The sequence below is a fragment of the Streptomyces sp. TAA040 genome, assembly GCF_000424845.1.
The window spans coordinates 17,944-44,122 of record NZ_AUKR01000010.1; the positions used below are offsets into that span (position 1 = coordinate 17,944).

25 protein-coding genes are annotated in these 26,179 nt (G+C 73.8%); 11 read left to right on the forward strand and 14 right to left on the reverse strand.

Features of this window, described 5'->3' with window-relative positions; translation table 11 throughout:
* Nucleotides 1-57: 57 nt before the first annotated feature.
* Nucleotides 58-1,080 (reverse strand): alpha/beta fold hydrolase, encoded by a 1,023-nt coding sequence (locus tag H300_RS0110230; protein WP_028427363.1) that lies wholly within the window; start codon nt 1,078-1,080, stop codon nt 58-60.
* Between the two features lie 707 nt (nt 1,081-1,787).
* On the opposite strand from H300_RS0110230, the gene H300_RS0110235 reads away from it, so the two are divergent.
* On the forward strand, nt 1,788-2,348 hold the full coding sequence (locus H300_RS0110235) for an RICIN domain-containing protein (protein ID WP_028427364.1): 561 nt from the start codon (nt 1,788-1,790) through the stop codon (nt 2,346-2,348).
* Nucleotides 2,349-2,530: 182 nt separating this feature from the next.
* Here H300_RS0110235 and H300_RS26090 read toward each other — a convergent pair whose 3' ends face one another.
* Nucleotides 2,531-3,586, reverse strand: a complete 1,056-nt coding sequence (locus tag H300_RS26090) for a glycoside hydrolase family protein (protein ID WP_051269893.1) — start codon at nt 3,584-3,586, stop codon at nt 2,531-2,533.
* A 543-nt stretch (nt 3,587-4,129) separates the two neighbouring features.
* Here H300_RS26090 and H300_RS0110245 point away from each other — a divergent pair.
* Together H300_RS0110245 and H300_RS26095 are read left to right on the forward strand one after the other, a co-directional pair.
* A complete protein-coding gene (locus H300_RS0110245; protein WP_028427365.1) occupies nt 4,130-4,963 on the forward strand; it encodes a Scr1 family TA system antitoxin-like transcriptional regulator in 834 nt (277 codons plus the stop codon).
* Nucleotides 4,960-5,142 carry a DUF397 domain-containing protein gene (locus tag H300_RS26095; protein ID WP_037979856.1) on the forward strand — a complete coding sequence of 61 codons (183 nt, stop codon included), beginning with the start codon at nt 4,960-4,962 and terminating at the stop codon, nt 5,140-5,142. The genes H300_RS0110245 and H300_RS26095 overlap by 4 nt, the downstream gene beginning before the upstream one ends.
* Nucleotides 5,143-5,321: 179 nt before the next feature.
* Here the strand turns inward: H300_RS26095 and H300_RS0110255 are convergent, their stop codons facing one another.
* Nucleotides 5,322-5,669, reverse strand: a complete 348-nt coding sequence (locus tag H300_RS0110255; protein WP_028427366.1) for a VOC family protein — start codon at nt 5,667-5,669, stop codon at nt 5,322-5,324.
* Nucleotides 5,670-5,848: 179 nt separating this feature from the next.
* Here H300_RS0110255 and H300_RS29205 point away from each other — a divergent pair, with 179 nt between their 5' ends.
* From H300_RS29205 to uppS, 3 genes are all read left to right on the forward strand, one after another.
* Nucleotides 5,849-7,288: a hypothetical protein gene (locus H300_RS29205; RefSeq protein WP_028427367.1), complete on the forward strand. Its 1,440-nt coding sequence runs from the start codon at nt 5,849-5,851 to the stop codon at nt 7,286-7,288.
* A 17-nt stretch (nt 7,289-7,305) separates the two neighbouring features.
* Complete coding sequence (locus tag H300_RS0110265) at nt 7,306-8,010, forward strand: hypothetical protein (protein WP_028427368.1); 705 nt, start codon at nt 7,306-7,308, stop codon at nt 8,008-8,010.
* A 319-nt stretch (nt 8,011-8,329) separates the two neighbouring features.
* The gene (uppS, locus tag H300_RS0110270; RefSeq protein ID WP_028427369.1) at nt 8,330-9,961 is read left to right on the forward strand and encodes a polyprenyl diphosphate synthase; all 1,632 of its coding nucleotides are present in this window, start codon (nt 8,330-8,332) and stop codon (nt 9,959-9,961) included.
* Between the two features lie 95 nt (nt 9,962-10,056).
* On the opposite strand, the gene H300_RS0110275 is transcribed toward uppS, so the two are convergent.
* The 3 genes from H300_RS0110275 to H300_RS0110285 form a co-directional block, all read right to left on the reverse strand.
* Entirely contained in the window at nt 10,057-10,698 is a 642-nt protein-coding gene (locus H300_RS0110275; protein WP_028427370.1) for a hypothetical protein, read from the reverse strand.
* A gap of 208 nt (nt 10,699-10,906) precedes the next feature.
* The gene (locus tag H300_RS0110280; RefSeq protein ID WP_028427371.1) at nt 10,907-11,893 is read right to left on the reverse strand and encodes a helix-turn-helix domain-containing protein; all 987 of its coding nucleotides are present in this window, start codon (nt 11,891-11,893) and stop codon (nt 10,907-10,909) included.
* The gene (locus H300_RS0110285; RefSeq protein ID WP_028427372.1) at nt 11,890-12,894 is read right to left on the reverse strand and encodes a helix-turn-helix domain-containing protein; all 1,005 of its coding nucleotides are present in this window, start codon (nt 12,892-12,894) and stop codon (nt 11,890-11,892) included. The genes H300_RS0110280 and H300_RS0110285 overlap by 4 nt, the downstream gene beginning before the upstream one ends.
* Nucleotides 12,895-13,233: 339 nt before the next feature.
* Here H300_RS0110285 and H300_RS26105 point away from each other — a divergent pair, with 339 nt between their 5' ends.
* Nucleotides 13,234-13,503, forward strand: coding sequence for a peptidoglycan-binding domain-containing protein (locus H300_RS26105; protein ID WP_486583685.1), 270 nt, complete (start codon nt 13,234-13,236; stop codon nt 13,501-13,503).
* A gap of 90 nt (nt 13,504-13,593) precedes the next feature.
* The gene (locus tag H300_RS0110295) at nt 13,594-14,100 is read left to right on the forward strand and encodes a DinB family protein (RefSeq protein ID WP_028427373.1); all 507 of its coding nucleotides are present in this window, start codon (nt 13,594-13,596) and stop codon (nt 14,098-14,100) included.
* Between the two features lie 259 nt (nt 14,101-14,359).
* On the opposite strand, the gene H300_RS26110 is transcribed toward H300_RS0110295, so the two are convergent.
* A complete protein-coding gene (locus H300_RS26110; RefSeq protein ID WP_486583686.1) occupies nt 14,360-15,133 on the reverse strand; it encodes a cobalt-precorrin-6A reductase in 774 nt (257 codons plus the stop codon).
* A gap of 101 nt (nt 15,134-15,234) precedes the next feature.
* Here H300_RS26110 and H300_RS26115 point away from each other — a divergent pair, with 101 nt between their 5' ends.
* Complete coding sequence (locus H300_RS26115) at nt 15,235-16,554, forward strand: cobalt-precorrin-5B (C(1))-methyltransferase (protein WP_078515902.1); 1,320 nt, start codon at nt 15,235-15,237, stop codon at nt 16,552-16,554.
* A gap of 63 nt (nt 16,555-16,617) precedes the next feature.
* Here H300_RS26115 and cobM read toward each other — a convergent pair whose 3' ends face one another.
* The 7 genes from cobM to H300_RS26130 all read right to left on the reverse strand — a co-directional run bounded on the left by cobM (nt 16,618) and on the right by H300_RS26130 (nt 23,027).
* Nucleotides 16,618-17,388, reverse strand: a complete 771-nt coding sequence (cobM, locus tag H300_RS0110310) for a precorrin-4 C(11)-methyltransferase (protein WP_028427374.1) — start codon at nt 17,386-17,388, stop codon at nt 16,618-16,620.
* Nucleotides 17,385-18,686: a bifunctional cobalt-precorrin-7 (C(5))-methyltransferase/cobalt-precorrin-6B (C(15))-methyltransferase gene (locus tag H300_RS0110315; protein ID WP_028427375.1), complete on the reverse strand. Its 1,302-nt coding sequence runs from the start codon at nt 18,684-18,686 to the stop codon at nt 17,385-17,387. The genes cobM and H300_RS0110315 overlap by 4 nt, the downstream gene beginning before the upstream one ends.
* 376 nt (nt 18,687-19,062) lie before the next feature.
* Nucleotides 19,063-19,479: an SH3 domain-containing protein gene (locus H300_RS0110320; protein ID WP_028427376.1), complete on the reverse strand. Its 417-nt coding sequence runs from the start codon at nt 19,477-19,479 to the stop codon at nt 19,063-19,065.
* Nucleotides 19,480-19,810: 331 nt separating this feature from the next.
* Nucleotides 19,811-20,497, reverse strand: a complete 687-nt coding sequence (locus H300_RS30020; protein WP_486583687.1) for a class F sortase — start codon at nt 20,495-20,497, stop codon at nt 19,811-19,813.
* A 129-nt stretch (nt 20,498-20,626) separates the two neighbouring features.
* A complete protein-coding gene (locus H300_RS0110330) occupies nt 20,627-21,466 on the reverse strand; it encodes a DUF4397 domain-containing protein (RefSeq protein ID WP_037979860.1) in 840 nt (279 codons plus the stop codon).
* Nucleotides 21,467-21,656: 190 nt separating this feature from the next.
* Nucleotides 21,657-22,277, reverse strand: a complete 621-nt coding sequence (locus H300_RS26125) for a DUF4383 domain-containing protein (RefSeq protein WP_078515878.1) — start codon at nt 22,275-22,277, stop codon at nt 21,657-21,659.
* Nucleotides 22,278-22,322: 45 nt separating this feature from the next.
* Nucleotides 22,323-23,027: a sigma-70 family RNA polymerase sigma factor gene (locus H300_RS26130; protein ID WP_078515879.1), complete on the reverse strand. Its 705-nt coding sequence runs from the start codon at nt 23,025-23,027 to the stop codon at nt 22,323-22,325.
* Nucleotides 23,028-23,285: 258 nt separating this feature from the next.
* Here H300_RS26130 and H300_RS32340 point away from each other — a divergent pair, with 258 nt between their 5' ends.
* Both H300_RS32340 and H300_RS0110350 read left to right on the forward strand, forming a co-directional pair.
* Complete coding sequence (locus H300_RS32340; RefSeq protein ID WP_486583688.1) at nt 23,286-24,674, forward strand: MerR family transcriptional regulator; 1,389 nt, start codon at nt 23,286-23,288, stop codon at nt 24,672-24,674.
* Nucleotides 24,675-24,734: 60 nt separating this feature from the next.
* On the forward strand, nt 24,735-26,021 hold the full coding sequence (locus H300_RS0110350) for an NAD(P)/FAD-dependent oxidoreductase (protein WP_028427378.1): 1,287 nt from the start codon (nt 24,735-24,737) through the stop codon (nt 26,019-26,021).
* Nucleotides 26,022-26,179 lie beyond the last annotated feature (158 nt).

A 26,179-nucleotide genomic window follows, 5' to 3' on the forward strand; every position in this document is an offset into this window, starting at 1 on the left:
CGCGGTCGGGCGGCGGGTGCGCGGGCCGGGGGCGAACGGTCAGGGGCGGGCGCGCGATCAGGGGACGGGGTGCTCCGGAAGGGCGTCCAGCCAGTCGGTGAGGAGGCGGTTCACCTCGTCGGGCCGCTCCTGCTGCACCCAGTGGCCGCACCCCGGGAGGATGTGGGAGGCGGAGAGCTGCGGCAGGGTGGTGGGGAAGGCCTCGATGGCCTGGCTCATCCAGGCGGTCGAGGCGTCGAGTTCCCCGCCGACGAAGAGCGCGGGCCGGCGGATCGCGGCGCCGTCCCAGGCGGCGAGGTCCTCCCAGTCGCGGTCCACGTTCCGGTAGCGGTTGAGCGCTCCGGTCAGCCCGGTGCGCTCGAACTCGGCCGCGTACCGGTCGAGAGCGTCCTCGGTGAGCCACCCGGGCCGGGCACCGCGGGGGAAGCGGTCGGCCATCCGACCGCCCGGCGGGACGAAGAAGAGTCTGCCCTCGCCACCGGGCGGCATGGTGTCCGCCGACAACCCGGCGTAGAAACCGGCCAGCCACCCCCGTACGTCCGGCTCGATCTCGGCCTCGGCACGGCCGGGCTGCTGGAAGTAGCTGACGTAGAACTCCTCCGGCCCGCCCATCGCGCCGAAGGCGTCCGTCGGGCGCGGGCCGCCGCGCGGCGCGTAGGGGACGCCGAGCAGACCCACGGCCGTGAACACCTCGGGCCTGAGCAGCGCCGAGTCGGCGGCGATCGTCGACCCCCAGTCGTGGCCGATGACCGTCGCGGTCTCCTCGCCCAGCGCGCGCACCACACCGACGTTGTCCCCGACGTGGGCGGTCATCCGGTAGGCGGCCACCTCGGCGGGCCTGGAGGAGCGTCCGTAGCCGCGTACGTCGATCGCCGCGGCCCGGTAGCCGGCGGCGGCGAGCGCAGGCAGTTGGTGGCGCCAGGAGTACCAGGACTCCGGGAATCCGTGGACCAGCAGCACCAGCGGGCCGGTGCCCTGCTCCACCAGATGGATTCGGCCCCCGTCCGGTACGTCCACCAGTCGGTGCGTCGCCTCCGGTGGCTGCGGTGCGGCGGACGGACCTGCGGGCTGCTGGGTCATGGCTCCTCCTGAGACTCTGCCGGGTGCACCGAGGGGCAGCGGGAGGCAGCGCGGCGCCGAGCCGGTGGGGCCGGGGTGGGTCGATGCGCTGCTGCTGCCCTTCGGGGCCTTGCAGGACCGACGATCGCCCGAAGCCGGCACCACGACAAATTATGTTGCCGTAGCAGCAAACCTCGCCGGAGTCTGCCGGAAACCCGACCCCTGGCCCCGCCGGGACGTACTCGCCTGCGGAACGGTTCGCGCGCGCCCCTCGTGCCACTGCCGGAGCGTCTCCGACGACCTCCCGGACCCTAGGGCCCCCGGGCCCCCGGGCCCCCGGGCCCCCGGGCCCCCGGGCACGCAGCGCCCCGCGCCGACCGCCGGCGCCCCGGCTCCGCCTCCATTCGCCCTGAGGGGCGACCCCGGGCGGCCGGACGGGTCACCCGTGCGTGGGAACCCACCGCACTCCTCCTGCTCCCGGTGCGGGGGACCGGAGCCTGCCCGCCCAAACGATTCCTCTCCGCGCCTGCCCGTGTCGCGGAGCAGAGGGAGGACGACGGAGGGCGGATGGCCGGCTCGTCTGCCGCTCCTCGGCCTGACACGGTGCCCGGTCGCGGCCTTCAGGCTGAGCGAGTGGCGTCGGCCGGTACGACCACGGTTCGCTCCTGGCCGTCTCCCACCGGCGTCGTGAGACGTGATTGCCGAAGAACCTCCATCGAAGGAGAACGATGTCCACGTTCCGCCTCCACCGTGCCCTCACCGCGGCAGCAGCTGCGGCCGCCCTCCTCACCACCTTCGGCACGGGAAGCGCCTCGGCGGCCGACCGCACCGGGCAGGACCTGATCAACCGGACCGACGGAAGCCGCCTCGCGCTGTACGGCGATTCCACCGCGGAGGGCGCCATCGCGGTCTCCCTCCGCGACCCGGCATGGAAGTACAGGACCGAGGTCTGGGACGAGGTCGGCGGTCAGTGGGAGAACGGCCGCTACACGCTGACCTTCAAGAACCAGGCCGCCGACAAGTGCCTCCAGCCGGCCGACGCGAAGCCCGCTCGCGGCACCACGATCGTCGTACGGACCTGTGACGGGTCCGACCTCCAGCGCTGGGTTCTGCGTCCGGAGGGCGACAACAACTCCCGCTGGTGGATCTGGCAGCCCAAGGTCGACACCGGCCTCGCCCTGACGCTCAACCGCTACGGCGACGGCAGCTGGAACACCCTCTACCTGGACACCTCTTACCCGAGCGCTGACCGCCTCTGGCACCTGGCGGACGACAACACCAGCTGGTGACGGCAACCGCGCCTCCCTCGCGACCGGAATGGGCGGAGGTGCGGCCTGGAAAGCACGGAGTCCCCGGCCGCTCGGCCGGGGACTCCGTGCTTTCAGACGACTCCGCAGCTCATTCCGATGACCGGCAAGGAACGTACCCGCCTGCGGGGCGGTTCGCGCGGGGGCACGAGCCGCCCCGGGGCTCAGTTGCCGACCTGCCGGTACGCGCGCCCGCTCGCGTTGGGCACGGAGCCGTCGTACAGGCCGGTACGGTGCACCTCGGTGTTGAGGGTGAACCACGCGTACCGCTCCACGAACGGCAGCCCCTCCAGCATCGCCGTCGAGCCGTTGACGAAGTCGACCTGCTGCTGCGCACCGGGGTAGCGGGGCGTGGAGCCACTGAAGTCGATCAGCGCGTACTCGGTGAGCCAGACGGGCTTCCCGTAGCGGTCGTGGACGGCCTGGACGTAGCTGCGCAGGTGGTCCACCGCGTTCGGCCCGAAGTCCGCGCCGTACCAGTGCAGCGGAATGAAGTCGACGCGCAGGCCGCGCTCCTCGGCGCCGCTCATGAAGCGGTCCAGCCAACCACCCGCGGTGTCCCCGCCGTACGCCACCGCCGGAGCACCCAGCCGCATCCCGGTGGCCTCCAGCCGCGGCCACAGGTCGAGGGCCTCCTCGACGGACATCTCCGCCTGGCCCGGCAGGTCGGGCTCGTTGAACCCGAGCAGTTGCGAGCCCTCGCGCGCGGCACGGTTCAGATCGCTGTCGTTGACGTTGTCCCGGCCCCAGATCATCGGGACGAACTCGGTCCCGGCGGGCTTCGTGATGTCGCCCGTCCCGGAGGCCCAGTTGTAGTACCAGGACGCACCGACGTCGGCCAGCGCCTCGGACGCACCGGGCACCGGGTTCATGCTCACGCCCTTGCGGTCCGAGACCGCCTCGGCCTTGACCGGTTTCCGCTTCTCGGCGCCGCCGGCCTTCTTCGTCCCGGTGGATTCCTCGCCCCCGGTGGCCTTGTCGCCCCCGGTCGACTTCCCGGCCTTCGTGGACTCCTCGGCCTCCGCGGCCTCACCGGTGCCCGCGGGCTCGGCGCCCGTGGACTTCTGCCCCTTGGCGGACACCACCGCTCCCGCCTCCGCCTTCTCCGGGCCCGCGAGAGCGGAGGGCACGAGTACGGCACCGACGAGCAGCGCCGCCAGCGCGACGAGCAGCAGCGCCGGTTTGCGGAGAAGAGGGGGAAGGGGTCTCGCACGCTTCATCAAAAGTCACCTCGGGGGGAAGGGGGGAAGGAGCAACCCGCCTGTGGAACGGCCGGTCCCGGCCGCCCCGGCGCAGCTCTCGTCCGGGCCGCCGCGACGGCCCGCCGGACCACCGCGCGGCGCGCAACGCGGGGACGGGCGGGACGGAGGGACGGGGCGGGGGCCCGAGCGGTACGCAGGGGGGATCACCGGGAGGGCTCCTTCGGAGTGGGGGGTCAGGAGCAGCGCGCCAGATCGCAGCCAGTCTGACCGGGCCCGCGCACGGCCGTCAATCAAGCCCACCTTAAGAAAAGGGAGTTGATCCCCATCGTGGAGGCGCGACCGCACGGGCCGAATGGGGCGGCGGCCGGACTCGCAGCCGCGACCCCGCCCCACTGCGCCACAAAAGCGGAAGAACACCCTCGGGCGAACTCTCCACCGCGGAGGGTAATCGGGCGACTACAGAACATATGCTGGGTCGTATCGACCTGGTGTGCGAAGAACGGCACCGAGGTGGATACGACCGATTGCGCACGCACGACCCGTGGGGGAGGTGGCGGACCGATGGGAAGCCAGCCACAGAAGAAGCCGAACGACGACGACCGCCCGGAGGCATGGCGCTGCTACGGCAGGCTGCTGAAACTGTTCCGCGAACAGGCCGGTATGACCCAGGCGGCTCTCGGCGATGCCGTCGGGTACTCCGTGGAGCTGATCGCCTCGGTGGAACGGGCCCGCCGCCCGGCGAAGAGCACGCTCACCGAAGCCGTGGAACGCACTCTGGACGCCCATGGCGCCCTGCTCGCACTCCAGGAGGAGGTGGAAATCGCCAAACTCCCGAAGTTCTTCCAGGACTTCGCCAAGTTCGAACTAGAGGCCGTCAGCCGTTTCGAGTACGAACCGCAACTGGTACCGGGGCTGCTCCAGACCGAGGACTACGCCCGCGCCGTCTTCCGCGGTCACTGCCCGCCACTGGACCCGGAGATCGTGGAGCAGCACCTCGAAGCCCGCATGGAACGGCAGAAGCTCCTCACCCGGCACCCCACCGTCCAGTTCGCCTTCGTCCTCTGGGAACCGGTCCTCAACAACCCGGTCGGCGGCCGCGAGGTACTGGCCGCCCAACTACGCCACCTGTTGAAGCTCTCAGAAGCCCGCAACGTGGAAATCCAGGTCATCTCCGCAACCACCGGCATGCACCCGGGCCTCAACGGCCCGATGGTGGTCATGGAGACGACCGAACACCGCCAGGTCGGCTACCTGGAGTCGCAGGGCGTCGGTACTGTTATCAGCAACCTACCGACGGCAAGTATGCTCGGCCTGCGGTACGGCAAGCTGCGCTCGCAGTCCCTGAACCTGACCGAGTCCATCCAACTGATCGAGCGGAGAGCGGGAGAGTCATGAGTGAGAAGCTGACCTGGATCAAGAGCACCTACAGCGGCAGCGACGGCGGCAACTGTGTCGAGGTGGCGAGCGAACCAGAGCGAGTTCACATTCGGGACTCCAAGTTCCCCGCATTCCCACACCTCACCACCACCCCCAACGCCTGGGCGGCTCTGGTCAACTTCGCAGCAACCACCTGACTCTCCCGGCCTTCCTCACACGCCCCTCCGGATGCCGGATTTCAGCGCCGCACCGGCGTCTCGCGCACTACCGGAGGTTCGCTGAAGTCCACCGCCCCCTCGGGCACTCACCACCCCACCGGACCAGTCCCTTCACCCTGGGGTCCTCATAGCCCCTACGAGGGGTAGCAGCAGTGGCCTCAGCGGTGGCTGAGGATGTTGAGGACGCGGCCGTCGGGGTCACGGACGAAGAAGCGGCGGACGCCCCACTCCTCGTCCTGCAAGGGGTGGACGATCTCGGCGCCCTCGGCGAGCAGGGCGGCGTGGACGGCGTCCACGTCGTCCACCTCGATGCTGACGTCGGGCCGGACGGGTGCCGTGCGGTCCTCGGTCATGAAGATGATCTGGGCGGTGGGGTTCACGGTGGAGGCGAGGGTCGAGACCCAGCCCAGGTTCATGACCTCCTCGAATCCGAGCAGCGCGTAGAAGTCGCGGCTTCGGACGAGGTCTTCGCTGGGGAAGTCGGGGGCGACGCGGCGGACTGACATGGCGGACTCCCTGGGGTTGCTCGTACCGTCCGGCTTCGGACGGAGGCGTCACCCGTTTGCACACAGACGGTGTACGTTGGGTCACGTTCTGCTTCGTCCGGACGACGAAGCGGCCCCCGGCGGGTGCTACCAACACTGCGCCAGGGGCCTACACCGACACGTGGAAGCAGCCACCGCCGATGCCTTGCGATGTTAACGCGCACCACCGCCCGCCCTTCCTGCAAACGCCGGAAGCGCTGATCGACAATTCCGAACTCACCGACGCCGCTCTCCGTCTGCTCCAGGCGATGGTGAAGCTGCCGCCGCGCAACACCCGCAACAGCGACGTGGTGGCCCGCGGCGTACGGATGGGCAAGGAGAAGACCAACGCCGCCCGCAAGGTGCTGCGCCTGCACGGGCACTGGCATGCGCGCAAGCGGCAGAACGCCCACGGCGAGATCCGGGACCAGCGGCTCGCCTCCCTTCTTCCCCTGTGTACGCCGGAGGCGCTGGCCGACGGTTGGGCAGCCGCCGAGGAGGCGGCCGCGCTCGGCAGGGACACGCCCCGCTCCCGGCAGCTCGGCGTCCGCATCCTCAACTCGCACGAGTGGCTCCGTACGCGCCCCTCCGCGCCCGGCGGCTCCGGTCCCGCACCTGCCGTGCCCCTCACCCCCTCCGGCCCCGCGGCCGGCGTACGCGCCCTGCCGACCACATCGGTCACCGGCGTGGCCCGGCCGGCGGGACGCCTCCCGACGAGCTGCCCGGCCGCGGGCAGCGGGCAGCTCGCGACGGGTGCGGATTCCGCGGTGCGGCGACCGGCCGCCGGGTCGCTCGCCGGTCGGGTCGTCCGGCGGCGTCCTCCCGAGGAGGACCAGACGGAGAGGAACCAGACCCCCCTCCCACTCCCCGGCCTCCGACCGGACACCCGCCGAGCCGACGGCGCCCCACCGCCGCTCGGCCAGGACCCGGACACCCGACGGCCGGAGTCGGCACGCCCGCTCCCCATCGATGGCCGCGCTCTGCCCGGAACGGAACCTCCCGCGTCGGCCGGACCGTCCGATCCACATGCGGAGCCCGGACTCCCGGCACTGGTCGGTCCGCTGGCCTGCTACGCGGAACGCGCCGAGCGCATTCTGCTCACCCTGCGGTACAGCTCGCCCCAACTGGCCCTGCCTGCTGCCGAGGCACGGAGACTCGCGCAACTCGCGGGGCAGTACCTGCTGCGGGCGGCCCACCCGACCGCGATCCGCACCGCTTGCACCCAGGGCCTCCCGGCCGAAGGGGTGCATGCACCAGCGGCGTTCGTACGGCAGCGGCTCCGCCGCTATCTCCCTCCGCTCCCCGCCTGGCCCGCGCCGAAGCCACCGTCCGCGCCGAAGCCACCGTGCCCGCCGGAGCCGCCGTCGGCACCGCAGCCGCCGTTCGCGCCACGGCCGCCGGTCGGGCAGCAGCCACCGGAGCCGAGCCCCGGGCGGCCGTCGCTCACGGCCGGCGCCGACGGCCGCTGCCCGACCGATGGCACGGGCCCCCCGCCCGGTTCCCCTCACCGCCCTGAGGGGCCTGCGGACCTCATCCGGCGCGGCTTCGGCTGGCGGGTCGCACTCGGTGTCGCTCCACCTCCGTCCGACGCCCCCGGCTGAGTCCTAGGCTGACCGCCATGACCACACTCATGATCTACGCGGGCCCGGTCGCCGAGGACGCGGCCGTGACGCGTACCGGCGGACTCCCGCTCGCACCGCCGGCCGCCGAGTGGCCGGAGTGCGCCGACTGCTCCGGGGCCATGCAGTTCCTGGCACAGGTGCGGCTCGACGACCTGCCCGCTCCGGCGGCGGCGGCAGCAGCAGCAACCGCGCCGTCCGCCCCGGTCACCGCGCCGGACACCCCACCGGCTCCGCCCGAGGGGGACGCACGCGGCGTCCTGGCGGTGTTCATGTGCGAGAACAATCCGGGTGTCTGCGAGACCTGGGCCCCCACATCCGGTGCGAACCGGGCGGTCCTGCACGGGTGCGGGGAGCTGACGACTCTCCCCGCACCCGAGAAGGGGCGCTCCACGCGGCTCCCGGAGACCTGCGGCGTCCAGTACGTGCCGGTCGACGGCGCCGACTACGACACGGCACGGGTGGGCTGGAAGGCGGAGCACGCCGAGCGCCCCCGGGACGTCCTGGGCCAACTGGGCGGCGAACCGGGGTGGGTGCAAGGCGAGGAGACGCCGGACTGCCCGTCCTGCGGCCTGCCGATGCCGCTCGCCGCCCAGTTCGAGCAGGGCCGGGACCATCGGACGGAAATGAACTTCGGTGGGGGCTGCGGCTATCTCTTCGCCTGTGAGCCCTGCCGCGAGGGGATCTTCCTCTGGCAGTGCTGACAGCGCGCTGCCGGGGCTGCGGCCGTGCCGTCGCCGGCCTGCCTCCGACGCACGGGCCCGACCTGCTCCCCGGCTGAAATGCGCACCCGCCGCAGCTGTGGTGCACCACCTGCGGGCGGCGACAGGGCCCCGGCAGCCCGTTCAGCATCTCGACGCTCCCGGACCCGCCCCGCACGGCGCTGCCCGATACCGCCCGGACGGTGTCTCGTTGGTCAGGCAGAGGCGTCCCTCCGGTGGATCGGTCCGGGGGCCCGGTGGCCACCGGGCCCCCGGGGTGCGGAGCCGCTGTCGACAGCGTGGTTGAAGGGGAGGCCTGTGCATGGTGAACGACGAGACGGTGTCCGGCCCGCCGGAGTTGCGTGAGGCGTACGAGCAGTGCGAGACCTTGCTACAGCGGTTCTACGCACCGATGTGGCGGGCGACGGAGCTGCTCCCCGCCCGGGTGCGCCCCCACATGCACGCGGTCAACGGCTTCGTGGCACGAACCGACACCATCGCCGACAGGGGCGGAAGCCCGGCGGAGCGCGGGCGACGTCTCGCCCGGTGGTACGCCGACACCCGTGACGCGCTGCGTTCGGGAGGCGGCGAGCACCCGGTGCTGCGGGCGTTCGTGGACACGGTGCGAGGGTGGGACCTCGACCGTGCGGTGATCGAGGAGATCATGGAGACGGTGCAGGCCGACTGCGTCAGTCCGCCCGCCTTCGAGACATTCCAGGACCAGCGGCGGTATCTGAGAGGCACGACGGGTGCGGTCTTCGAGCTGGCGTTCCCCCTTCTGGGCATGAGGGATCCGGAGGCATTGGCGCTGGCCTCCCTGCTGGGCGAGGTGAGCCAAGCGGTGGACAACTTCGAGGACCTGCCGGAGGACCTCGCTGCCGGCCGGTGCTATCTGCCGCGCGCCGATCTGCGGGCGCTGGGGCTGGAGGTGAGTGATCTCCGACGCGGTGAACACCCGGAGGCCCTGGCGGAACTGGTGCGTCGGCAACTCGGCTGCCTGAAAGTGCTGTTGGAGCAGGCGGCACCGGTGACGGGGAGGGTGGAACGCCCGTACCAGCCGTTCCTGCATCTGCTGGTCCTGGGAGTCAACCTGCAGCTCGACGAGGCCGCACTCCACCAGGGACACGTCTTCACCCGGGGCCTTGAGCCGTTGGTCTCCACCGACGGAACCGTTCGCCGCCCGGTATGGCCGCACGCGGACGTGGCCGCGGTGCCGGAACATGTCGCGGTCATCATGGACGGCAACCGGCGATGGGCCTCGGAACAGGGGCAACCAACCTTCCGGGGGCACCAGGCCGGTCAGTGGGCCGCGATGCGTGTGATCAACGCCGCGCTGCGGCTGGGAGTGCGGCACCTGACCCTCTACGCCTTCTCCACCGAGAACTGGACCCGTTCCCAGGAGGAGCTGGACGTACTGTTCGCGACCATGGGCGAGGCGACTGCCCATGGCGCGGAGTGGCTGCACGCGCTGGGGGTGCGGGTGCGCTGGTGCGGGCGGCGTGATCGCATCGACCCGTCGCTGGCCTCCACGCTGACGCTGGTGGAGAGCATGACGTCGAACAACGAGCGACTGTCGCTGACCGTCTGCGTCGACTACGGCGGGCGCCGGGAACTGGTCGACGCGGTCCGCGCGCTGGCCGCTGAAGCGGCCGCCGGCGCTGTCCGGCCCGAGGACATCGGCCCCGCCGACCTGGATCGGCACCTGTACGTGCCCGGCCTGCCGGACGTCGATCTGCTGATCCGCACCTCCGGCGAGCAGCGGATCAGCAACTTCCTTCCCTGGCACCTGGCCTACGCCGAGATGATCTTCGATCCCACTCCCTGGCCCGGCTTCGGTCTGGAGCAGCTACGGGAAGCCGTGAGGGTCTACGCCGGTCGCCGGCGCCGCTTCGGCGGCACCCTTCCCGAGCCGGCCCGTCCGAGCGAGCCGCTCCCTTCGGCGGAGCCGGCCTGAGAGCTTCCGCCCCGAGCCGGGCCTGGGGGCGCCGGGCCCGAGCCGGCCCTGGGGGCGCCGGGCCCGGGCCCGGGCCCGGGCCCGGCACCCCTGCCTCACGGCTTCGGCGGCGTGTACGTCCCGGCCACGGTCACATGGCCGAGGACCGTCCCGGCGCTGAACGTGGACGTGCCGAAGGTCGCGGTGTACGCCTCAAGCATCTCGGGGGTGGCGTACAGCGGCACCTCACTGAGCCGGACCTTCAGGGGCATGCCCACCGGAACGTCGTCGGTGGACAGCCTTCCCTCGTCCACGCCGCACCGGAGGACCGAAGGGTGCTCGACAGTGAGACCGTTCACCTCGCACTTCCCCGACACCAGTCGGTCCTCCAGCGCACTCTCCCAGGCGGTGAGCCGGACCTCGGCCAGCGGCGTGCGCACCGACACTCCCCCGTCGAGAGCACCGCTGCCCCGGGCCTCCGGCAGCTTCGTCAGCGAGGGGTCGCCGCTGCCGGAGCGCACGGGGAACCGCAGCGCCGGACCGCCGGAGGACCCGACCACTTCGGCCGGGGCCACGGCCTCGACCACCGCGTCCAGCCGGTCCAGCTCGGCCTGGACCGCTTCGGACCACCGGACCTCGATCCAGCCGTCGGAGACCGTGCCGTACTTCTCGTCCGCCGCGGACGCCGTGGCGGCGAACTGCGCCAGCAGGGGCGCGGCCAGCGCGGCACCCAGAACATTCCGTCGTGTCGCACTCATCGATGCGCACCATCCTTCCCCGGGCCGTGGGGCACGGCCCGAGGAGAATTCTTCAGACACCTCGCCTCGCAGACCTCCGAGTGCCCGCGAATCCCCCGAAAGGAGGCACATTGCCGAGCGCTGCCCTACTCCGCATGCCCCGGGGCCCGGCGGTCCCCGGCTCCTGCGTCGAGCCCGGGGCGGCGGCCGCGGCGGGGCCGCTCCCGCCTCAGAAGGAGAAGCAGCGGCGCTCGCCGGACTCGGCCGACGTCAGGCAGGCCGCCACGCCTTCGGGGCCGATTCCGAGCATGGGGGTCGAGAGATAACCCTGCGCGTCGTACTTGTCGGCCACTTCGACGGACTGAGTGCCCGCCTCGGGGTGGATGATCTCGATGCGGTCCCCGATGCCGCCGAACCGTATACGCACCCAACTCGCGTCGCACGAGGAGCTGTAGCGGATCTCCAGGGCCGTCCGGGCACCGAATCTGCGCTCGGTGACCGTCCGCGGCCCGCTGCTGTTGATCCCGCAGCCCTGCGGCTGGCTGTGCTTCCCGGAACACTCGCCGCCCCGGCAGCCGGGCCACACGCTGTCCGCGGCCGAGTCGGCGTCGTGGTTCCGCGCCAGCACGAGTCCGGTCGCCGTGAAGGCCAGCAGCAGGCCGCTGGCCAGGGCCGCCCACGTCCGCCGCCTGCGCCCGAGCAACCACCGCAGCACCGAGCCGAATCCGCGGACCCCCGCGGCCCCGGTGGCGCTCGCCCCGCGCCCCGTATCCGACTCCGACTCCGACTCCGACTCCGACTCCGACTCCGACCGGGACGGTCCCGCGGTGAACTCCGCCGCCCGCACCCCGTCCGGCAACCGCGCGGGGCCGGTCACGCGTCCCGAACCGGGAGCGGGGCCGGCGACGGAGCCGGGGGCCGGCCCGGGAGCGGAGGCGTCGGGGGCCGACGCACGGAGAGCGAGCGACCGTCGACGGGCCGACTCGGCGAGGTCCCGCAGGGCCAGCAACCGCCCCGGTGACTCATCGGCCAACTCACACAGCTCACGGACCAGTTCACGCGGCGGCAGCTTGTGCCCGTTGAGGTAGCGCTGCCAGGACGACTTGCTGGCGGTGGTGCGCCGGGCCAGAGCCATCAGACTCAGGCCGGTGCGGTCCCGCAACTCGGCCAACTCCCGGGTGAGGCGGGCACTCTCGACGGACTGCTCCCCCCTCATCGGCGCAGCACCTCCCAGGTGTGCGGCCCGACGATGCCGTCGTCCACCAGTCCGGCGTCGTCCTGGAGCCGCTTCACCGCACGCTCGGTCGCCATACCGAAAGCGCCGTCCACGCCGCCGATCTCGTAGCCGTGGTGCTCCAGCAGGCACTGTGCCTCGACGACGTCCCAACTGGTCGTGATCTGCTGGAGCAGAGCCTCCTCGGTCTCGCTGCGGCCCGCGTAGAGCAGGCCGTTCGCACGGTGCACATCGCACTCGTACGTGCTACCCGGTTCGAAGACGAAGGTTGACCGGTCCACCCGACGGTTGCCGCCGTCCGGCGGGCCTTCCCCCTCCCGGTCCCAGGCGAGCAGGAGCGTCACGAAGGCGAGCAGTCCGACGAGCCCGGCGACCGTCGCCGGCACCACGCTGCGGCGGCGCCGCGCCCCCGGCGCGGAGGGGCTGTCCGCGCCGGGGGCGTCCTCGCCGACGCCGTGCGCGGCGACCTCGTCCGCCTCCCGCGAAGGCTCCGGGGCCGCGGGCCCCTCACCGGCGGGAGCGGAGGGCGGGGTCTCGCCGTCGCCCGTCCCGGCAGCGGTGTCCCCCTCGGCCGGAGGACGGTCGGCGCCCGCGGCCGTTCCCGAAGGAGCCGACGGCTGCGGTGGCGGCTCGTCCCCTTCCGTCTCCCCGTGCGGCACCGCCTGGTCATGCCCCTGCTGGGGCGGGAAGCGCGACACCGCGGCGCCCTCGTCCCGCTTCTCCCACTCCTCCGCCGCGAGCGAGTGGATCGCCAGCATCCGGTCCGGATCGGCGCCGCAGACCCGCGCCAGCTCCGACACGGCCCCGGCCGGCGGGAGTTTGCGCCCGTTGAGGTAGCGCTCCCACGAGGACTTGCTGTAACTCGTGCGTCTGGCCAGCGCCGTGAAGCTGAGTCCGCTCGTGTCCTTGAGTCTTCGCAGTTGGTCGACCAACCGCCGGGCCTGCGGCCCGAGTGTCTCCCACTGTCCTTTCCCACGCGTCATGAAGAAGCCCTTCTTCCCCCCGCTACCGCGTCCCCCGACCGGCCCTGCAAAAGCTCTCCCCGGGCACGGTTCACGCAGGTCACAGCCCGAGACGTCTCAGGATACCCGCACAGGACGACGGGAGGTGGAGACGGAATCGGCCAAGCCCGCAGGCTGGGAACCGCTCCCCGCACCCAGAGATCCGGAGGACTCAGCCATGCGTATCAGCAACGGAGATCGGACCGTCGCCAAAGCGACGACCGTGGGAGCAGCGCTCGCCCTGCTGCCCGCCGCGGCGGCCTCCGCGACCGCCCCACACCGAACGCCCCGGCGGCAGCGGTCTCCTGCTCCCTCCCGGACGTGCTCATCGGCTGGTACTGCGGGTACCACGCTGCCGCCCAGTGGGCGGAGCGCGGCAGCCAGGGCAACCACGTCCGGGAGATCGAGATCGTGATCAACCAGACCACTCCCTACCGGGGCATCACCGGCAACACCCGCGCTGTGGACGGCGACTTCGGACCGGCGACAGAGAGCGCCGTCCGCCGGTTCCAGGGCCGGTACGGCGGGTCCCCGGCGGTGGACGGCATCGTCGGCCCGAACACCTGGGACCTGCTGCGCCACCTCCGCTGACGGGGAAGGCGCGAGCTACGGGCTCGGGCGCAGTCGGGCCCGGCACCACATGCCTCGACATCGGCCGCTGTGCCAGGGATGCTTCACACCATGGCAAGAACCGACGACACGCCGCCTGCGTGGGACGAGCGCACCCAGCTCACCACGTTTCTCGACTACGCACGTGACACCGCCCGTGCCAAGTGCGAGGGCGTCTCCCCGGAGAACGCCCACAAGGCGCTCCTGCCGGGCTCACCACTGATGAGCATGGGCGGAGTGATCAGCCACCTTCGCTGGGTCGAGTACTTCTGGTTCCAGGTGGTCTTCCTCGGCCAGGAGGACCAAGGCCCCTGGACCGAGGAGGACCCCGACCGCGAGATGCGTATCGCCGTCGACTACCCGCTCACGCAGTTGCTCGACGAATACGCCGAGCAGAGCGCCCGGTACCGCGACCTGGCCGCCGGGAACGACCTCGACAAGCGGGCCAAGCGTCCCATCAGCGACGGCCGCCACGTCGACCTCCGCTGGGTGCTCCTCCACCTCGTTGAGGAGACGGCCCGCCACAACGGCCACTTGGACATCCTGCGCGAGATGCTCGACGGCACGACCGGCGACTAGGTGTGCTGTCGTCCGACGGAGTTCCCGGGCGGAGCTCACGGACGGAGCCGGTCTCGGATCGCAGCCACGGTGCCGCGGGAGACGCAGCCGCGTCTGTCGAAGCGGCCCACGGCCGCGGCTCCCCATCGGCCCCGGCGACGGGCTGACGGGCCCGGCAGAAGGCCGAACCCACACCCACCACCGACCCGGCCGATCCGGTCCACCGCGTCGACATCGGCCAGGGCTGTCGCGGCGGTCGCCTGATCCGCCCGCCCGGCCCTCAGCCTCCGCGGGGACCCACCACCGGCCCGGGGAGGCCGAGCAGCTCGCGCAGCCAGGACGCGGCGGCAACCGGGTCGGGCGCCGCCGGGACGCCTTCGGGGACCGGCGGGCGCCGGACGACGACCACCGGAAGCCCGGCCTCCCGGGCGGCGGTCAGCTTCGCCGCCGTCGCCGGTCCGCCGCTGTCCTTGGTGACCACGACATCGATCCGGTGCCGGTGCAGCAGCGCCCGTTCGCCCTCCCGGGTGAACGGGCCGCGGGCGAGAAGCACCTCCATCCGGGCCGGATGCGGGGGCCCGGGCGGGTCGACCGACCGGGCCAGGAACCACAGCTCGTCCAGCGCCGCGAAGGCCGCCAGCCCCAGCCGCCCGGTGGTCAGGAAGACGCGGCGGCCGAGGCCGGGGAGGACCGCCGCGGCCTCGTCCAGTGAGCCGACCGGGTGCCAGTCGTCACCCGGTCCCGGCACCCACCCGGGCCGACGCAGTGCCAGCAGGGGAACATGGGCCTGGGCGGCGGCTCGCGCCGCGTGAAAACCGATCGTGCCGGCGAAAGGATGGGTGGCGTCGATGAGCGCGTCCACCTGGTGCTCCCGCAACCAGCGGGTGAGGCCCTCGGTGCCTCCGAACCCACCGACGCGCACCTCCCCCGGCGGCAGCCGCGGTGCGGCGACGCGGCCCGCGAGCGAGCTGGTGACCCGCAGCTCCGGAAGCCCCTGGCCGGCCAGTTCCCCGGCCAGGAGCCGGGCCTCGGTCGTGCCGCCGAGGACGAGCACGTGCCGTGGCGTACGGGACGCCGGCGCAGGTGGAGTGCTGGCCGCCGGCACAGGTGGCGTACCGGACGGCGGGACGGGATTGACGTGCACCGGTGACCTCCATGCCTGAGCCCGCGGGCTCCGACCGGCCCGACCTCGCTGAGCAGCCCGAGCAGTCCGAGCAGCCCGCCCACTCTGCCGAGCCGGGGGGCCGGGGGCAAACCCGCGCCGCCGGCCACTCCGAGCAACCCCCCGGCGTCCCGTTCGCCCCGGGAGACACCGCGGGTCCGGACGGGACCACCGAAGGTGGCGGAGGGCGTGAAGCGCAGCTCAAGCACACCGGTCTGCGCCCGGGCTGGACGACGGGGGCGTGCGCGACGGCCGCCACCACCGCCGCCTACACCGCCCTGCTGACCGGTGAGTTCCCCGACCCGGTGGCCATCACCCTGCCCAAGGGCCAGACACCCGCCTTCGCGCTCGCGGTGGAGGCGCTGACCACCGGCGCCGACGGCGCCCCGCGGGCGATGGCGGGCATCGTCAAGGACGCCGGGGACGACCCGGACGTGACGCACGGTGCCCTGGTCCGGGCCACGGTGACGGCGCTCCCGCGCGGGTCCGGGGTGGAGTTCCGGGCCGGTCCCGGCGTGGGGACGGTCACCAAGGAGGGCCTCCCGCTCGGGGTGGGCGAACCCGCGATCAACCCCGTGCCGCGCGAGATGATGCGCACCCACGTGGCCCGGGTCGCGGCGGAGTGCGGCGGCAGCGGGGACGTGCGGATCGAGGTGTCCGTCGACCACGGCGAGGAGATCGCCCGCAGCACCTGGAATCCCCGCCTCGGCATTCTCGGCGGGCTCTCCGTGCTGGGCACCACCGGGATCGTGGTGCCGTACTCCTGCTCTGCGTGGATCGACAGCATCCGCCGCGGAGTGGACGTCGCCAGGGCCGCCGGACGCACCCACCTCGCGGGGTGCACGGGCTCGACCTCGGAGCGGACCGTCGTCGCCGAGTACGGGCTGCCCGAGGAGGCGCTGCTGGACATGGGCGACTTCGCCGGGGCGGTGCTCAAGTACGTACGGCGCCACCCGGTGGACCGGCTGACGGTGTGCGGCGGTTTCGCGAAGCTCTCCAAGCTGGCCCACGGCCACCTTGATCTGCACTCCGCGCGCTCGCAGGTGGACAAGGGCTTCCTGGCCGACCTGGCCCGGCAGGGCGGCGCGGACGAGGCGCTGGCCGGAGCCGTGGCCGAGGCCAACACCGGCCTTGCGGCGCTGCAGCGCTGCGCGGCTGCGGAGGTGCCGCTCGGCGACCTGGTCGCGGCGGCCGCGCGCGACCAGGCCCTGGACGTGCTGCGCGGAGCGCCCGTCGGGGTGGACGTGCTGTGCATCGACCGTGCGGGGACGGTCGTCGGGCGCGCCGGCGTGCGCGGCCCCCGCCCCGGCTGACGGCCGGCCCCACCACGGCCCGCCACGGCCGCCCGTACGCCGGGGGTCCCGGGGGCTCCGCCGCTACGGTGCGGGGTCGGCGCAGGGGACGTGGCCGCGGTCGCGGTCGGCGGAGTACAGGTGGCTGTCGCGGAACTGCCCGGCGGCCAGCGTGCGGCCGACCATGATCACCGCGGTCCGGGTGATGCCCGCCTCCTTCGTCTGCGCGGCGATGGAGTCCAGGGTGCCGCGCAGCACCACCTCGTCCGGCCTGCTGGCCATGGCGACGACGGCGGCCGGGCAGTCGGCGCCGTAGTGCGGCAGCAACTCGTCCACGACGCGGTCCACGTAGCGGGCGGCCAGGTGCAGCACGAGCAGGGCGCGGCTGCGGCCGAGTGTGGCGAGGTCCTCGCCGTCGGGCATCGGGGTCGCCTGCTGGGCGACCCGGCTGAGGATGACGGTCTGCCCGACGGTCGGCACCGTCAGTTCGCGCTTGAGCGCCGCCGCGGCGGCGGCGAACGCGGGGACGCCCGGGACCACCTCGTAGGGCACCCCGGCGGCGTCGAGCCGGCGCATCTGCTCGGCGACGGCGCTGAACACCGAGGGGTCGCCGGAGTGCAGCCGGGCCACGTCGCGGCCCCCGCGGTGGGCGGCGGTCAGCTCGGCGACGATGTCGTCCAGCGTGAGACGGGCGGTGTCGACGAGCCGGGCGTCCGGCGGGCACTGCGCGAGCAGCTCGCCGGGGACCAGGCTGCCCGCGTACAGGCACACCGGGCAGCGGGCGAGCGTCCGGGCGCCGCGCAGGGTGATCAGGTCGGCGGCGCCGGGACCGGCACCGATGAAGTACACCGTCATCGCGGCTCCTCGAGAGGTTCGCCGGCGGGCCGCTGCCCGGCCGGTCGGGGTTTCAGGGCGGCCCACTGGGTGACAGGCATGGCCTGGCGCCAGCCGGTGAACCCACCCACCGGACGGGCGTGCGCCACGGCGAGACGGACCAGTTCGCCGCCGTGGCGCTGGTACCAGTCGGCGAGCAGCGCCTCCGACTCCAGGGTGACGGTGTTGGCGACGAGCCGGCCGCCCGGCGGCAGCGCGTCCCAGCAGGCGGCGAGCAGCCCGGTGGCGGTGAGCCCGCCGCCGACGAAGACCGCGTCCGGGGTGGGGAGCCCGGCCAGCGCGGCCGGGGCACGGCCGGTGACGACGTCGAGGTGCGGGACGCCCAGGGTGTCCGCGTTGCGGGTGATCCGTTCGGCCCGCACCGGGTCGCGCTCCACGCTGATCGCCCGGCAGGCGCGGTGGCTGCGCAGCCACTCGACGGCGATGGAGCCGGAGCCGCCGCCGACGTCCCACAGCAGCTCGCCCGGGGCGGGCGCGAGGGCGGCGAGCGTGGCGGCCCGGACGTGCCGCTTGGTCAGCTGGCCGTCGTGCTCGTACGCCTCGTCGGGCAGTCCGGGCACGGTGCTCAGCCGCAGCACGTCCGGCGCCCGGCGGCACTCGACGGCGACGAGGTTCAGTGCAGCGCCCGGCGGATGGTCCCAGGAGTCGGCGACCCCGGTCAGCGACCGCTCCTCCGGGCCGCCGAGCTGCTCCAGCAACTGCATGCGGCTCGGGCCCCAGCCGCGCTCCCGGAGCAGGACGGCGATGTCGGCGGGGGTGCCGGGCCCGGCACTGAGCACCAGTACCCGGCGGCCCTCGTGCAGCACTCCGGCCAGGTGCGCGCGAGGCCGACCGACCAGGGTGACGACCTCGGTGGTCTCCACCGGCCATCCCAGCCGGGCGCAGGCCCAGGAGAGGGAGGAGGGGTGCGGGAGCACGTCGAGCCGCTCGGCGCCGACGGTCTCCACGAGAGTGCGGCCGATGCCGTGGAACATCGGGTCGCCGCTGGCGAGAACGGCGATCCGCCGCCCGTCGTGCGCCGCGAGCAGCGCCGGGACGGCGGGCCGCAGCGGTGCGGGCCAGGGGACGCGCTCCCCCGTGCAGTCGTCGGGGAGCAGCGCCAACTGCCGACGCCCGCCGAGGAGCACCTCCGCGTCCCGCAGGGCCTGCTGCGCGCGGACGGCGAGACCGCTCCAGCCGTCCGCGCCGATACCGACCACGGCCACCGGGAGCGGGGGGCCGGGGGCGGCTGCCTGCCGGTCGGGGGGTGCGGAGGTCATTGCCGGATACCTCGGGACGGTCGGGTGCGGGACGGGCGGGGGCGAGCGCGGACGCCCGCCGCGGTGCGGCGGGCGTGGCTGCGGGCCGGGGCACGGGGGCCGGTCCCGGCACTCTACTGACCTGCGCCGGGCCGGGCCGGAGCGGGGCGGGGCGGCCGGCAGGCACGGCCCCGCACCAGCACCTCCCCGCACGCACGACGACTCCCGGCACACACCGGCACGGGCAGCAGAAAAGAGCGGCGGGCTCCCGGCCACGGAGGCCGGGAGCTGCCGCTCTACCCGAGTCGTGCTCCGCGGGTGGGACTGAGCGCCCGGTCCCGCGGTCCGTCAAGCGTCCGGAAGGCCCGCGGGCCTCCGTCGGTGCCGGTACTGCCGGTCAGCGGCAGTACTTCACCGGGTTGAGGTTCTTCACGTACCGGGCGGTGACCCAGCCGCTGCGGTCGGCCAGCTTGTACCAGATGTTGTTGCCGGCGACCCACTGGCCGTGGGACTTGCAGGCGATCCGGACGACCATGCCGCTGCTGACGCCGCCCAGCGCCCGGGAAGCGGTGGTCGCCTTGGCCCGGACGACGACGCCCGTGCGGGAGACGACCTTGCCGCGGGGGTAGCGGTGGGCGGCGACGTCCTGTGCGGTGTGGTCGGCGGTGGCCGCCTCGACCGAGCTGTTCTCCATGGCGTCCTGGGCGGAGGGACCGTCCGCGGCGAGTGCCGGGGTTCCGGCGGTCAGGCCGAGGGCGAGCGCACCTGTCACCAGCGCGGCGGCGATTCTGCCGTTCGTCTGCTTGAGCTTCATGCGGAACGTCTCCTTTTTCGCGTCCGGAAGGAAGGACCGGGAAGACAGCCGGCGCAGGCTGCGGGCTTCCCGCGGACGACGATGGGGGTCGCGAGGCCCCGGACGGCGCCGCCATACCGTCAAGTCACCCGATAAGCGCACGGGAGTGCGAGCTGTACGCGGGATGCGAACCCCAGAACGGGCAGCCGGGTGACGTGGCCGTGCACGGGCAGCGGGCCTACGTGACCGGTGCACGGGCAGCGGCGGCTGCGGGCCGGGAGGCGGACCGGTCGGTGGAACGGGCGGCGCGGTGAGACGGGCGCGGCGCGGTGAGACGGCCGACGGCCGGTGCTCAGCCGCCCGCCACCGGCTCGGCCGTGACGACCACATTGTTGAGGTAGCCGCCGTGTTCCGGTTCGTACGGGGGCGCACAGGTGATGAGGGCGAGCGACGGCGGACCGTCGCGCCGGAAGGTGTGGTCGGGCAGCTCGTCCTTGGGGACGGTGGTCCTGGCGGTGACCCGGTAGCGGAACGACGCGCCCGACTCCCGCCGGACGGTCACCGTGTCGCCCTCCCGCACCTCGTAGAGGGCGGCGAACGCGCCGAGGTCGCCGGTGCGGGCGTCGACGTGGCCCATCAGGACGGCGGAGCCCGACGCCGAGCCGGGCGCCGCGCCGAAGCGGTACCAACCGGCCTCGGACGGGTCGTCGGGCACCTCCGCGGCGCCGTCCGGCTCCACGCCGACCGGGACCACCCCGGCGTCCATGCCGGCCCGTCCTGCCGTCACCCGCACCGGCGGATCGGCCGCGGCAGCCGCGGCCGAGGACGACGCGGCCGAGGACGACGGATTCGCGGAGGACGGGGCGGCGCTGCCGTCCTCCGAGCCGGCGCGCGGGGAGGCGGGGGCCGGGGCGCCGAAGTCGTCGGGGGCGTCCTCGCCGGTGCGCGAGAAGCCGATCAGCAGCGCGACGACGGCCAGCGCCAGCAGCGCCGCCCCCGCGAGGGTGCGGCGCGGAACGGGACGCCGTGTCGGCATCATGCTCCTCCTTGACGGCCCCCGGTCGGCTGCGCAGGCGCTACTGCGGAGCCGACCGGGGCGGGGACGGTTCCCCGGCCGGGGCCCGGGGGCCGGCCGGCCGGGGAAGCGGGCGGACGAGCCCGCGGCGGGTCAGCCGCGCCCGGTGACCCGGCGCCGGGCGATCAGTACACCGCCGGCGAGGGCGAGTACCCCGGCCCCGCCCCAGGCGGCCCATGCCTCGGAGGAGTTCGTCGCCGCGGCGCCGCTCTCCCCGGCGTCCACCGAGTCCGGTGCGGAGTGCATGCCGCTGAGCGACTGGACCGCCAGGTCCAGGTTCTCGTCCTCGGCACTGCCCCAGGCGTACACCACGTTGCTGGTGCCCTCCTTGAGTTCCAGGTCGGCCGGGCCGATCACCACGTCCTCCGTTCCGGCCAGGGTCACGTCGGCCTCGACGGTTCCGGCGTCCACCTCACCGGTCTCCTCGCCGGGGTTCTCCAGACCCTCGAAGATCGGGGCGCCCCCGGCGCGGACGTCCACCGCGGGTGCGGCGGCGACGTGCCGGACGGTCAGCCGGGACTTCCCGGCCGCCACCTCGTCCACGTCGTTGACGAACGCGGTGAGCTGCGGCTCCCCGTCGGCCGAGAGGTGCGCGGCGACGGTGGCGTTCGCCCCTGCCGGTACCTCGACCTCCTTGGCGATTGCGGGGTCGTCCGCCTCGGGGTCGGCACCCGCCTCGAAGACCTCCAGTTCGTAGGTGCCGGCGTCCAGGGTCTGCGGCTCGGTGACGGTTCCCGGCTCGAAGTCCGGCAGCAACTCGTCGCCGTTGGCGTAGACGTCCACGGTCATGCCGGGGACGCCGTGGAAGACCGAGACCATCGCCTGGTCGTCGGTGGCGCCGTGGCTGTCGGCTCCGGCGGGGGCCGTGGCCAGGGCCAGGGAGCAGGTTCCCACGGCAGCCACGATCGCTGCGGCGGTACGCGTGTTCAGCATCGCTCTTCCCTTCACGTTGGACCGATCCCCGGGTTGTCGGTCGGATCGGTTCTTCCGTCGGTCGTCGGAACGGTGTCGGTCGGTGGTGGCTGGTCGGTCGTCGGAGCCGGGTGGTCTGTCGGAGGGCGGGGGGCGGGGGGCGGGGGCAGCAGGGGGAGGGGGAACGGCGCGGCGGGCCGGGGGCCGCCCGTCAGTGCTTGTGCCGGTCCGCTGCCGCCGGGGCCGTCCGCCCGTCGGCCGAGTCGCGGGAGCTTGAGGTGAGCGAGGAGCGGGCGGAGGCGCCCACCGCCGGAGCGGACGTCCCGGCGGGGTCCGGCGAGTCGTGGTGCCCGTGCTGCTCACGGGCCGCTGCCTCCGGATGCCTGCTGCGCCAGTAAGGATTGTCGTGCGGGAGTCCGCCGCTGACCCGCCCGTACATGCCGAAGGTGAGGATGATCAGGCCCATGAGGAAGCTGAAGATCACATTGGGCATCCGGAACGCCAGGATGTTGGCGTCCCGCTCCAGCACGATCAGGTTGGCGAAGCCGCTGACGATGAACAGGGCACCGATCGTCATGTTGAGCGTGGAGGCGAAGTTGCCGCCGATGACGGCACCGGCGATGAGCAGCAGACCGACCACCACCGAGATCGTGCTCAGCAGGCCGTTGCTGGACAGTCCCGCGATCCGCTGGCCCGTGGTGTCGAAGAAGGCCAGCCGGTCGAGGAATCCGAGAACGCCGAACGCGAGCAGGATCAGCCCGCTGAGCGCCGCGCCGACGCGATAGACGGTGGTGAGCCGGTGGTCCACCGGCAGTTCGTCGCTGAGTTGCATGACGGGCTCTCCTTCTCCGGCGGGCGGCGCACCGCGCTCGCCCGGTCAGACCCCCGCCGTCGCCCGGCCCCCGGCCCGGGGACCGGGGAGGAGGGGACCGGCGGCGTGGGGGTGCGGGGACGGCCCGGACTCGGGTGCCTCCGCCGGGGCCGCGCGCAGGCGGAGCATCCCGCGGCGGATGTGGCTCTTGACGGTGCCGAGCGGCAGTCCGGTCCGCTCCGCGATCCGGGCATGGCTGAGCCCGGCGTAGAAGGCCAGACAGAGGAGCCGGCGCTGGACGGACGCGAGCACGGCCAGTTCGCGGGTGACGAGCATCCGGTCGAGCACGGCCTCGTGGGGCAGGGCGGTCCGCTCGGCGGCGGAGTGCGGGGCCAGGGCGCCGAGTGCCTCGGTCACCGCGCGGCGGCGGGTGCGTGCGGTGAGGGCGTCGGCCGTCTTCCTGCGGGTGATCCCGACAAGCCAGCCGCCGAAAGTGCCGCGGTCGGGGCGGAAGTTCTCCCTGCCGCGCCAGGCGGCCAAGAACACCTGCTGGGTGACGTCCTCGGCCTCGACCGGGTCGCCCAGGGAGCGGTGGGCGAGGCTGTGCACCAGCGCGCCCCAGCGGTCGTAGGCGGCAGCCAGGGCCCGTTCGTCGCCGCGGACGAGCGCGCTCGCCGTCTCGCCGTCGTCGGACGGGCCGCCTCCGAACAGGCCGTTCCCGGGCCCGGGAACAGGACGGGAGGGGCGGCGAACCGCGGCTGTGGCCACCATGGGATAGCTCCTTCCACCGGATGCTGCCAGGGCGGTCCGGCGGCGTCCGTCCCCCTCCCCCCGCTCGGGGCGGTCCGGCGGCGTCCGTCCCCCTCCCCCCGCTCGGGGCGGTCCGGCGGCGTCCGTCCCCCTCCCCCCGCTCGGGGCGGTCCGTCCGCGACACCACCACCGGACGGACGGGCCGTCCGGTGATTACACCGTCGAACGGCGCCGAGCGGCCGGCAACCTGCATCGTTTGTGCGTCGTATAGTCGGGGCCATGGCGAGCGACCGGGGAAGCGACGCGACCGTCCCGAATCCGCCGGGTCTGAACACCGGCGCGGTGGCCCGGCGGCTGGGCGTCGCGCCCACCACGGTGCGGTCCTGGGACCGGCGCTACGGGATCGGCCCCGCGGTGCGGGACGACGGGCGGCACCGCCGCTGGACCCCGCGGGACATCGCCGTGCTGGAGCACATGTGCCGGCTGACATCGGCCGGTGTACCGCCCGCCGAGGCCGCCCGGCAGGCTCGCGCCACCTTTCTCCAGCACTCGTCGGCCGGGGCCGGGGCCGAACACGGCCCCGGCCGCCCGGCGTCCGAGCGCCCGGCCCGCCCTCACGGCCACGCCGACACGCCGCCACCCGTTCGCCCGTCCGGCACACCGGCCGCGCCCACCGCACCGGGGACGCCTTCGCGGGACGCCTCCGCCCCGGACAACCGGCCGGCCCCGGGCCCGCCTCCCCCGGCGGGCGCTGCGTCGGACGACCCGGCCGCGCCCTCGGGTCCGCTCGCGCAACCACCGCCCCCCGGAACCGTCCGCGGCCGCGAACCCGCCTCACCGAGCGCCCCCGGCACCAGCACCGACGACAGCAGCGGGAACGACGACGCGGAGGCGTATCCCGGGAGTGAAGCGAGTCCGTCCGGGGGCAGCCGCCACCTGCCCCTGGGGGACGTCCGCCAGGAGTGCCGCGGACTGGCGAACGCGGCGATACGGCTCGACTCCCCGGCGCTGGACGTGACACTCGACGCGGCGGTCGCCGAACACGGACTCCTGGTCTCCTGGGACGAGGTGATCACGCCCGCGCTGCGTGCCGTGGGCCGCAAGTGGGCCTCCTACGGGGAGCGTTACGTCGAAGTGGAGCACCTGCTCTCCTGGCACATCTCCTCCTTGCTGCGCCGCTCCGTCCCCTCTCGCGGGGCGGGGGGCAGCACCGGGCCGCCGGCCCTGCTCGCGTGCATGCCGGGCGAGATGCACTCGCTCCCCCTGGAGGCCCTGGCCGCCCTGCTCGACGAACACCGCGCTCCAGTGCGGATGTTCGGAGCCGCGGTGCCGGCACCCGCGCTCGACGAGGCGGTGCGGAGGACGGGCCCGGCCGCCGTGGTGCTCTGGTCCCAGTCGCGGAGGACCGCCGACCGCGACCTCGTCCAGCGCCTGCACGCCACCACGTGGGGTGTGCGCGGCGCACGCCTGCGTCCGGCGCTCCTGCCCGCCGGACCGGGCTGGGCGGGCGGGCGGACACCCCCGGGCACCACCCGGCTCCGCAGCCTCGGCGAAGCACTGGAGACCCTCCTCGCACTCCCGTCCCTCCGTCCGCCCGATCGGGCCGGTTCGCCGACAGGCTCCGCCACGCGGGCGAATCACCGTGAATCGCCGGGCCGCAGCGCGTAGTTTCGTGTCCGGCCCCTCCCGAATCCGACTCCCCTCCCCCTCCCGAGAGGCAGCACCAGGATGGCGAACCACTGCGGGCAGCAGCGGGACTCCGCGGACGTGCTGGTCCTCGGCGCCGGCGCGGCGGGACTCGCCTGCGCGGCCGACCTGACCACCGCCGGACTCCAGGTACGCGTGCTGGAGGCCTCGGACGGGGTCGGCGGCCGGATGCGGACGGACCGGGTGGACGGTTTCGTGCTCGACCGCGGCTTCCAGGTGTTCAACACCTCCTATCCACAGGTGAAGCGGCGGCTGCGCCTGCCCGCGCTGAAGCTGCGCCCGTTCACCCCGGGGGTGCTGGTGCACACCGAGGGCGGGCTGCTGCGCTTCACCGATCCGACCCGCCGCCCCCGGCAGGCCGCCGACCTGCTTCCGGGCCGCCTGGCCTCCGGACGTGACCTGCTGGCACTGGGCACGATGTCCGCCCGGGACCTGCTCGGTCCCGCGGCACTGCTCAAGCGCGGCGAGGACCGCACCACCCGGACCGCGATGGCGGCGGCCGGGATCTCGGAGGACCTGGTGGATCGCCTCTTCCGCCCCTTCCTGTCCGGGGTCTTCCTGGAGGACGAGTTGGAGACGAGCAGCCGGTTCTTCCACCTGGTCTGGCGCAGCATGCTGCGCGGCACGCTGTGCCTGCCGTCACGGGGCATCCAAGCCGTCCCGGAGCAGTTGGCCGAGGCGCTGCCGGGGGACGCGGTCACCCTGGAGCACCCGGTCGACACGCTCGTCGAGGACGGGGTGCGTCTCGCCGACGGAACCGAACTGGGGGCGCCGGCCGTGGTGGTGGCCTGCGGTCAGCGGGAGGCGGCGCGGCTGCTGCCGGGGCTGGAGGCGCCCGGGGGCCGGACCGTCACGACCTACTACCACGCGGCTCCGGTGTCGCCGCTGCCCGAGCCGACGCTGATGGTGGACAGCGCGCACCGCTTCCTGAACACCTGCGTGCTGACGGAGGTGTCGGCCGGATTCTCCCCGGACGACCGCGCGCTGGTCGCCACATCCGTGCTGGGGCCCGACCGGGCCGAGGGCCGGGACGCGCTGTGCGGGGCGCTCGCCGAGGTGTACGGCGCGGACACCGGCAGCTGGGATCTGCTGGCCGCGCGCACAGTGGCCGACGCGCTGCCCGTGATGCGTCCGCCCTGGCCGCTGAGCCGCGGCACCCGGTACGGCGCGGGCCGGTACGTCTGCGGGGACCACCGGGCCACGGGCTCGGTGCAGGGCGCGCTGGCCTCCGGGTCCAGGGCCGCCCGCGAGGTGCTGGCCGACCTGGCGGCCGGGGCCGCCCCGCGGGCGGGGAACGGGCGTTCCTGAGAGTCGGCATCGGGTGCGTTCCATGTGATTCCTTCACCCATCGGATTATCACTCAGGGTGAAACGCGGCGGAGCCGTTCCCTCCGGCTCGTTCGGCCGCTAGCTTCTCCTCGAACGTGTTCGCAAGCCGAACACTGCAACCCCCACGCCGGACAGCTC

Bases quoted from the DNA above. Each gene is read 5' to 3' on its own strand.
- H300_RS26130 (WP_078515879.1), bottom strand. From the start codon at position 23,027: ATGGTGGCCACAGCCGCGGTTCGCCGCCCCTCCCGTCCTGTTCCCGGG.
- H300_RS0110230 (WP_028427363.1), bottom strand. From the start codon at position 1,080: ATGACCCAGCAGCCCGCAGGTCCGTCCGCCGCACCGCAGCCACCGGAG.
- H300_RS0110275 (WP_028427370.1), bottom strand. From the start codon at position 10,698: ATGAGTGCGACACGACGGAATGTTCTGGGTGCCGCGCTGGCCGCGCCC.
- H300_RS29205 (WP_028427367.1), top strand. From the start codon at position 5,849: ATGCCTTGCGATGTTAACGCGCACCACCGCCCGCCCTTCCTGCAAACG.
- H300_RS26115 (WP_078515902.1), top strand. From the start codon at position 15,235: ATGCCTGAGCCCGCGGGCTCCGACCGGCCCGACCTCGCTGAGCAGCCC.
- H300_RS0110255 (WP_028427366.1), bottom strand. From the start codon at position 5,669: ATGTCAGTCCGCCGCGTCGCCCCCGACTTCCCCAGCGAAGACCTCGTC.
- H300_RS26095 (WP_037979856.1), top strand. From the start codon at position 4,960: ATGAGTGAGAAGCTGACCTGGATCAAGAGCACCTACAGCGGCAGCGAC.
- H300_RS26090 (WP_051269893.1), bottom strand. From the start codon at position 3,586: ATGAAGCGTGCGAGACCCCTTCCCCCTCTTCTCCGCAAACCGGCGCTG.
- uppS (WP_028427369.1), top strand. From the start codon at position 8,330: ATGGTGAACGACGAGACGGTGTCCGGCCCGCCGGAGTTGCGTGAGGCG.
- H300_RS26125 (WP_078515878.1), bottom strand. From the start codon at position 22,277: ATGCAACTCAGCGACGAACTGCCGGTGGACCACCGGCTCACCACCGTC.
- H300_RS0110350 (WP_028427378.1), top strand. From the start codon at position 24,735: ATGGCGAACCACTGCGGGCAGCAGCGGGACTCCGCGGACGTGCTGGTC.
- H300_RS30020 (WP_486583687.1), bottom strand. From the start codon at position 20,497: ATGATGCCGACACGGCGTCCCGTTCCGCGCCGCACCCTCGCGGGGGCG.
- H300_RS0110265 (WP_028427368.1), top strand. From the start codon at position 7,306: ATGACCACACTCATGATCTACGCGGGCCCGGTCGCCGAGGACGCGGCC.
- H300_RS0110315 (WP_028427375.1), bottom strand. From the start codon at position 18,686: ATGACCTCCGCACCCCCCGACCGGCAGGCAGCCGCCCCCGGCCCCCCG.
- cobM (WP_028427374.1), bottom strand. From the start codon at position 17,388: ATGACGGTGTACTTCATCGGTGCCGGTCCCGGCGCCGCCGACCTGATC.
- H300_RS0110330 (WP_037979860.1), bottom strand. From the start codon at position 21,466: ATGCTGAACACGCGTACCGCCGCAGCGATCGTGGCTGCCGTGGGAACC.
- H300_RS0110285 (WP_028427372.1), bottom strand. From the start codon at position 12,894: ATGACGCGTGGGAAAGGACAGTGGGAGACACTCGGGCCGCAGGCCCGG.
- H300_RS0110245 (WP_028427365.1), top strand. From the start codon at position 4,130: ATGGGAAGCCAGCCACAGAAGAAGCCGAACGACGACGACCGCCCGGAG.
- H300_RS32340 (WP_486583688.1), top strand. From the start codon at position 23,286: ATGGCGAGCGACCGGGGAAGCGACGCGACCGTCCCGAATCCGCCGGGT.
- H300_RS0110320 (WP_028427376.1), bottom strand. From the start codon at position 19,479: ATGAAGCTCAAGCAGACGAACGGCAGAATCGCCGCCGCGCTGGTGACA.
- H300_RS0110280 (WP_028427371.1), bottom strand. From the start codon at position 11,893: ATGAGGGGGGAGCAGTCCGTCGAGAGTGCCCGCCTCACCCGGGAGTTG.
- H300_RS0110235 (WP_028427364.1), top strand. From the start codon at position 1,788: ATGTCCACGTTCCGCCTCCACCGTGCCCTCACCGCGGCAGCAGCTGCG.
- H300_RS0110295 (WP_028427373.1), top strand. From the start codon at position 13,594: ATGGCAAGAACCGACGACACGCCGCCTGCGTGGGACGAGCGCACCCAG.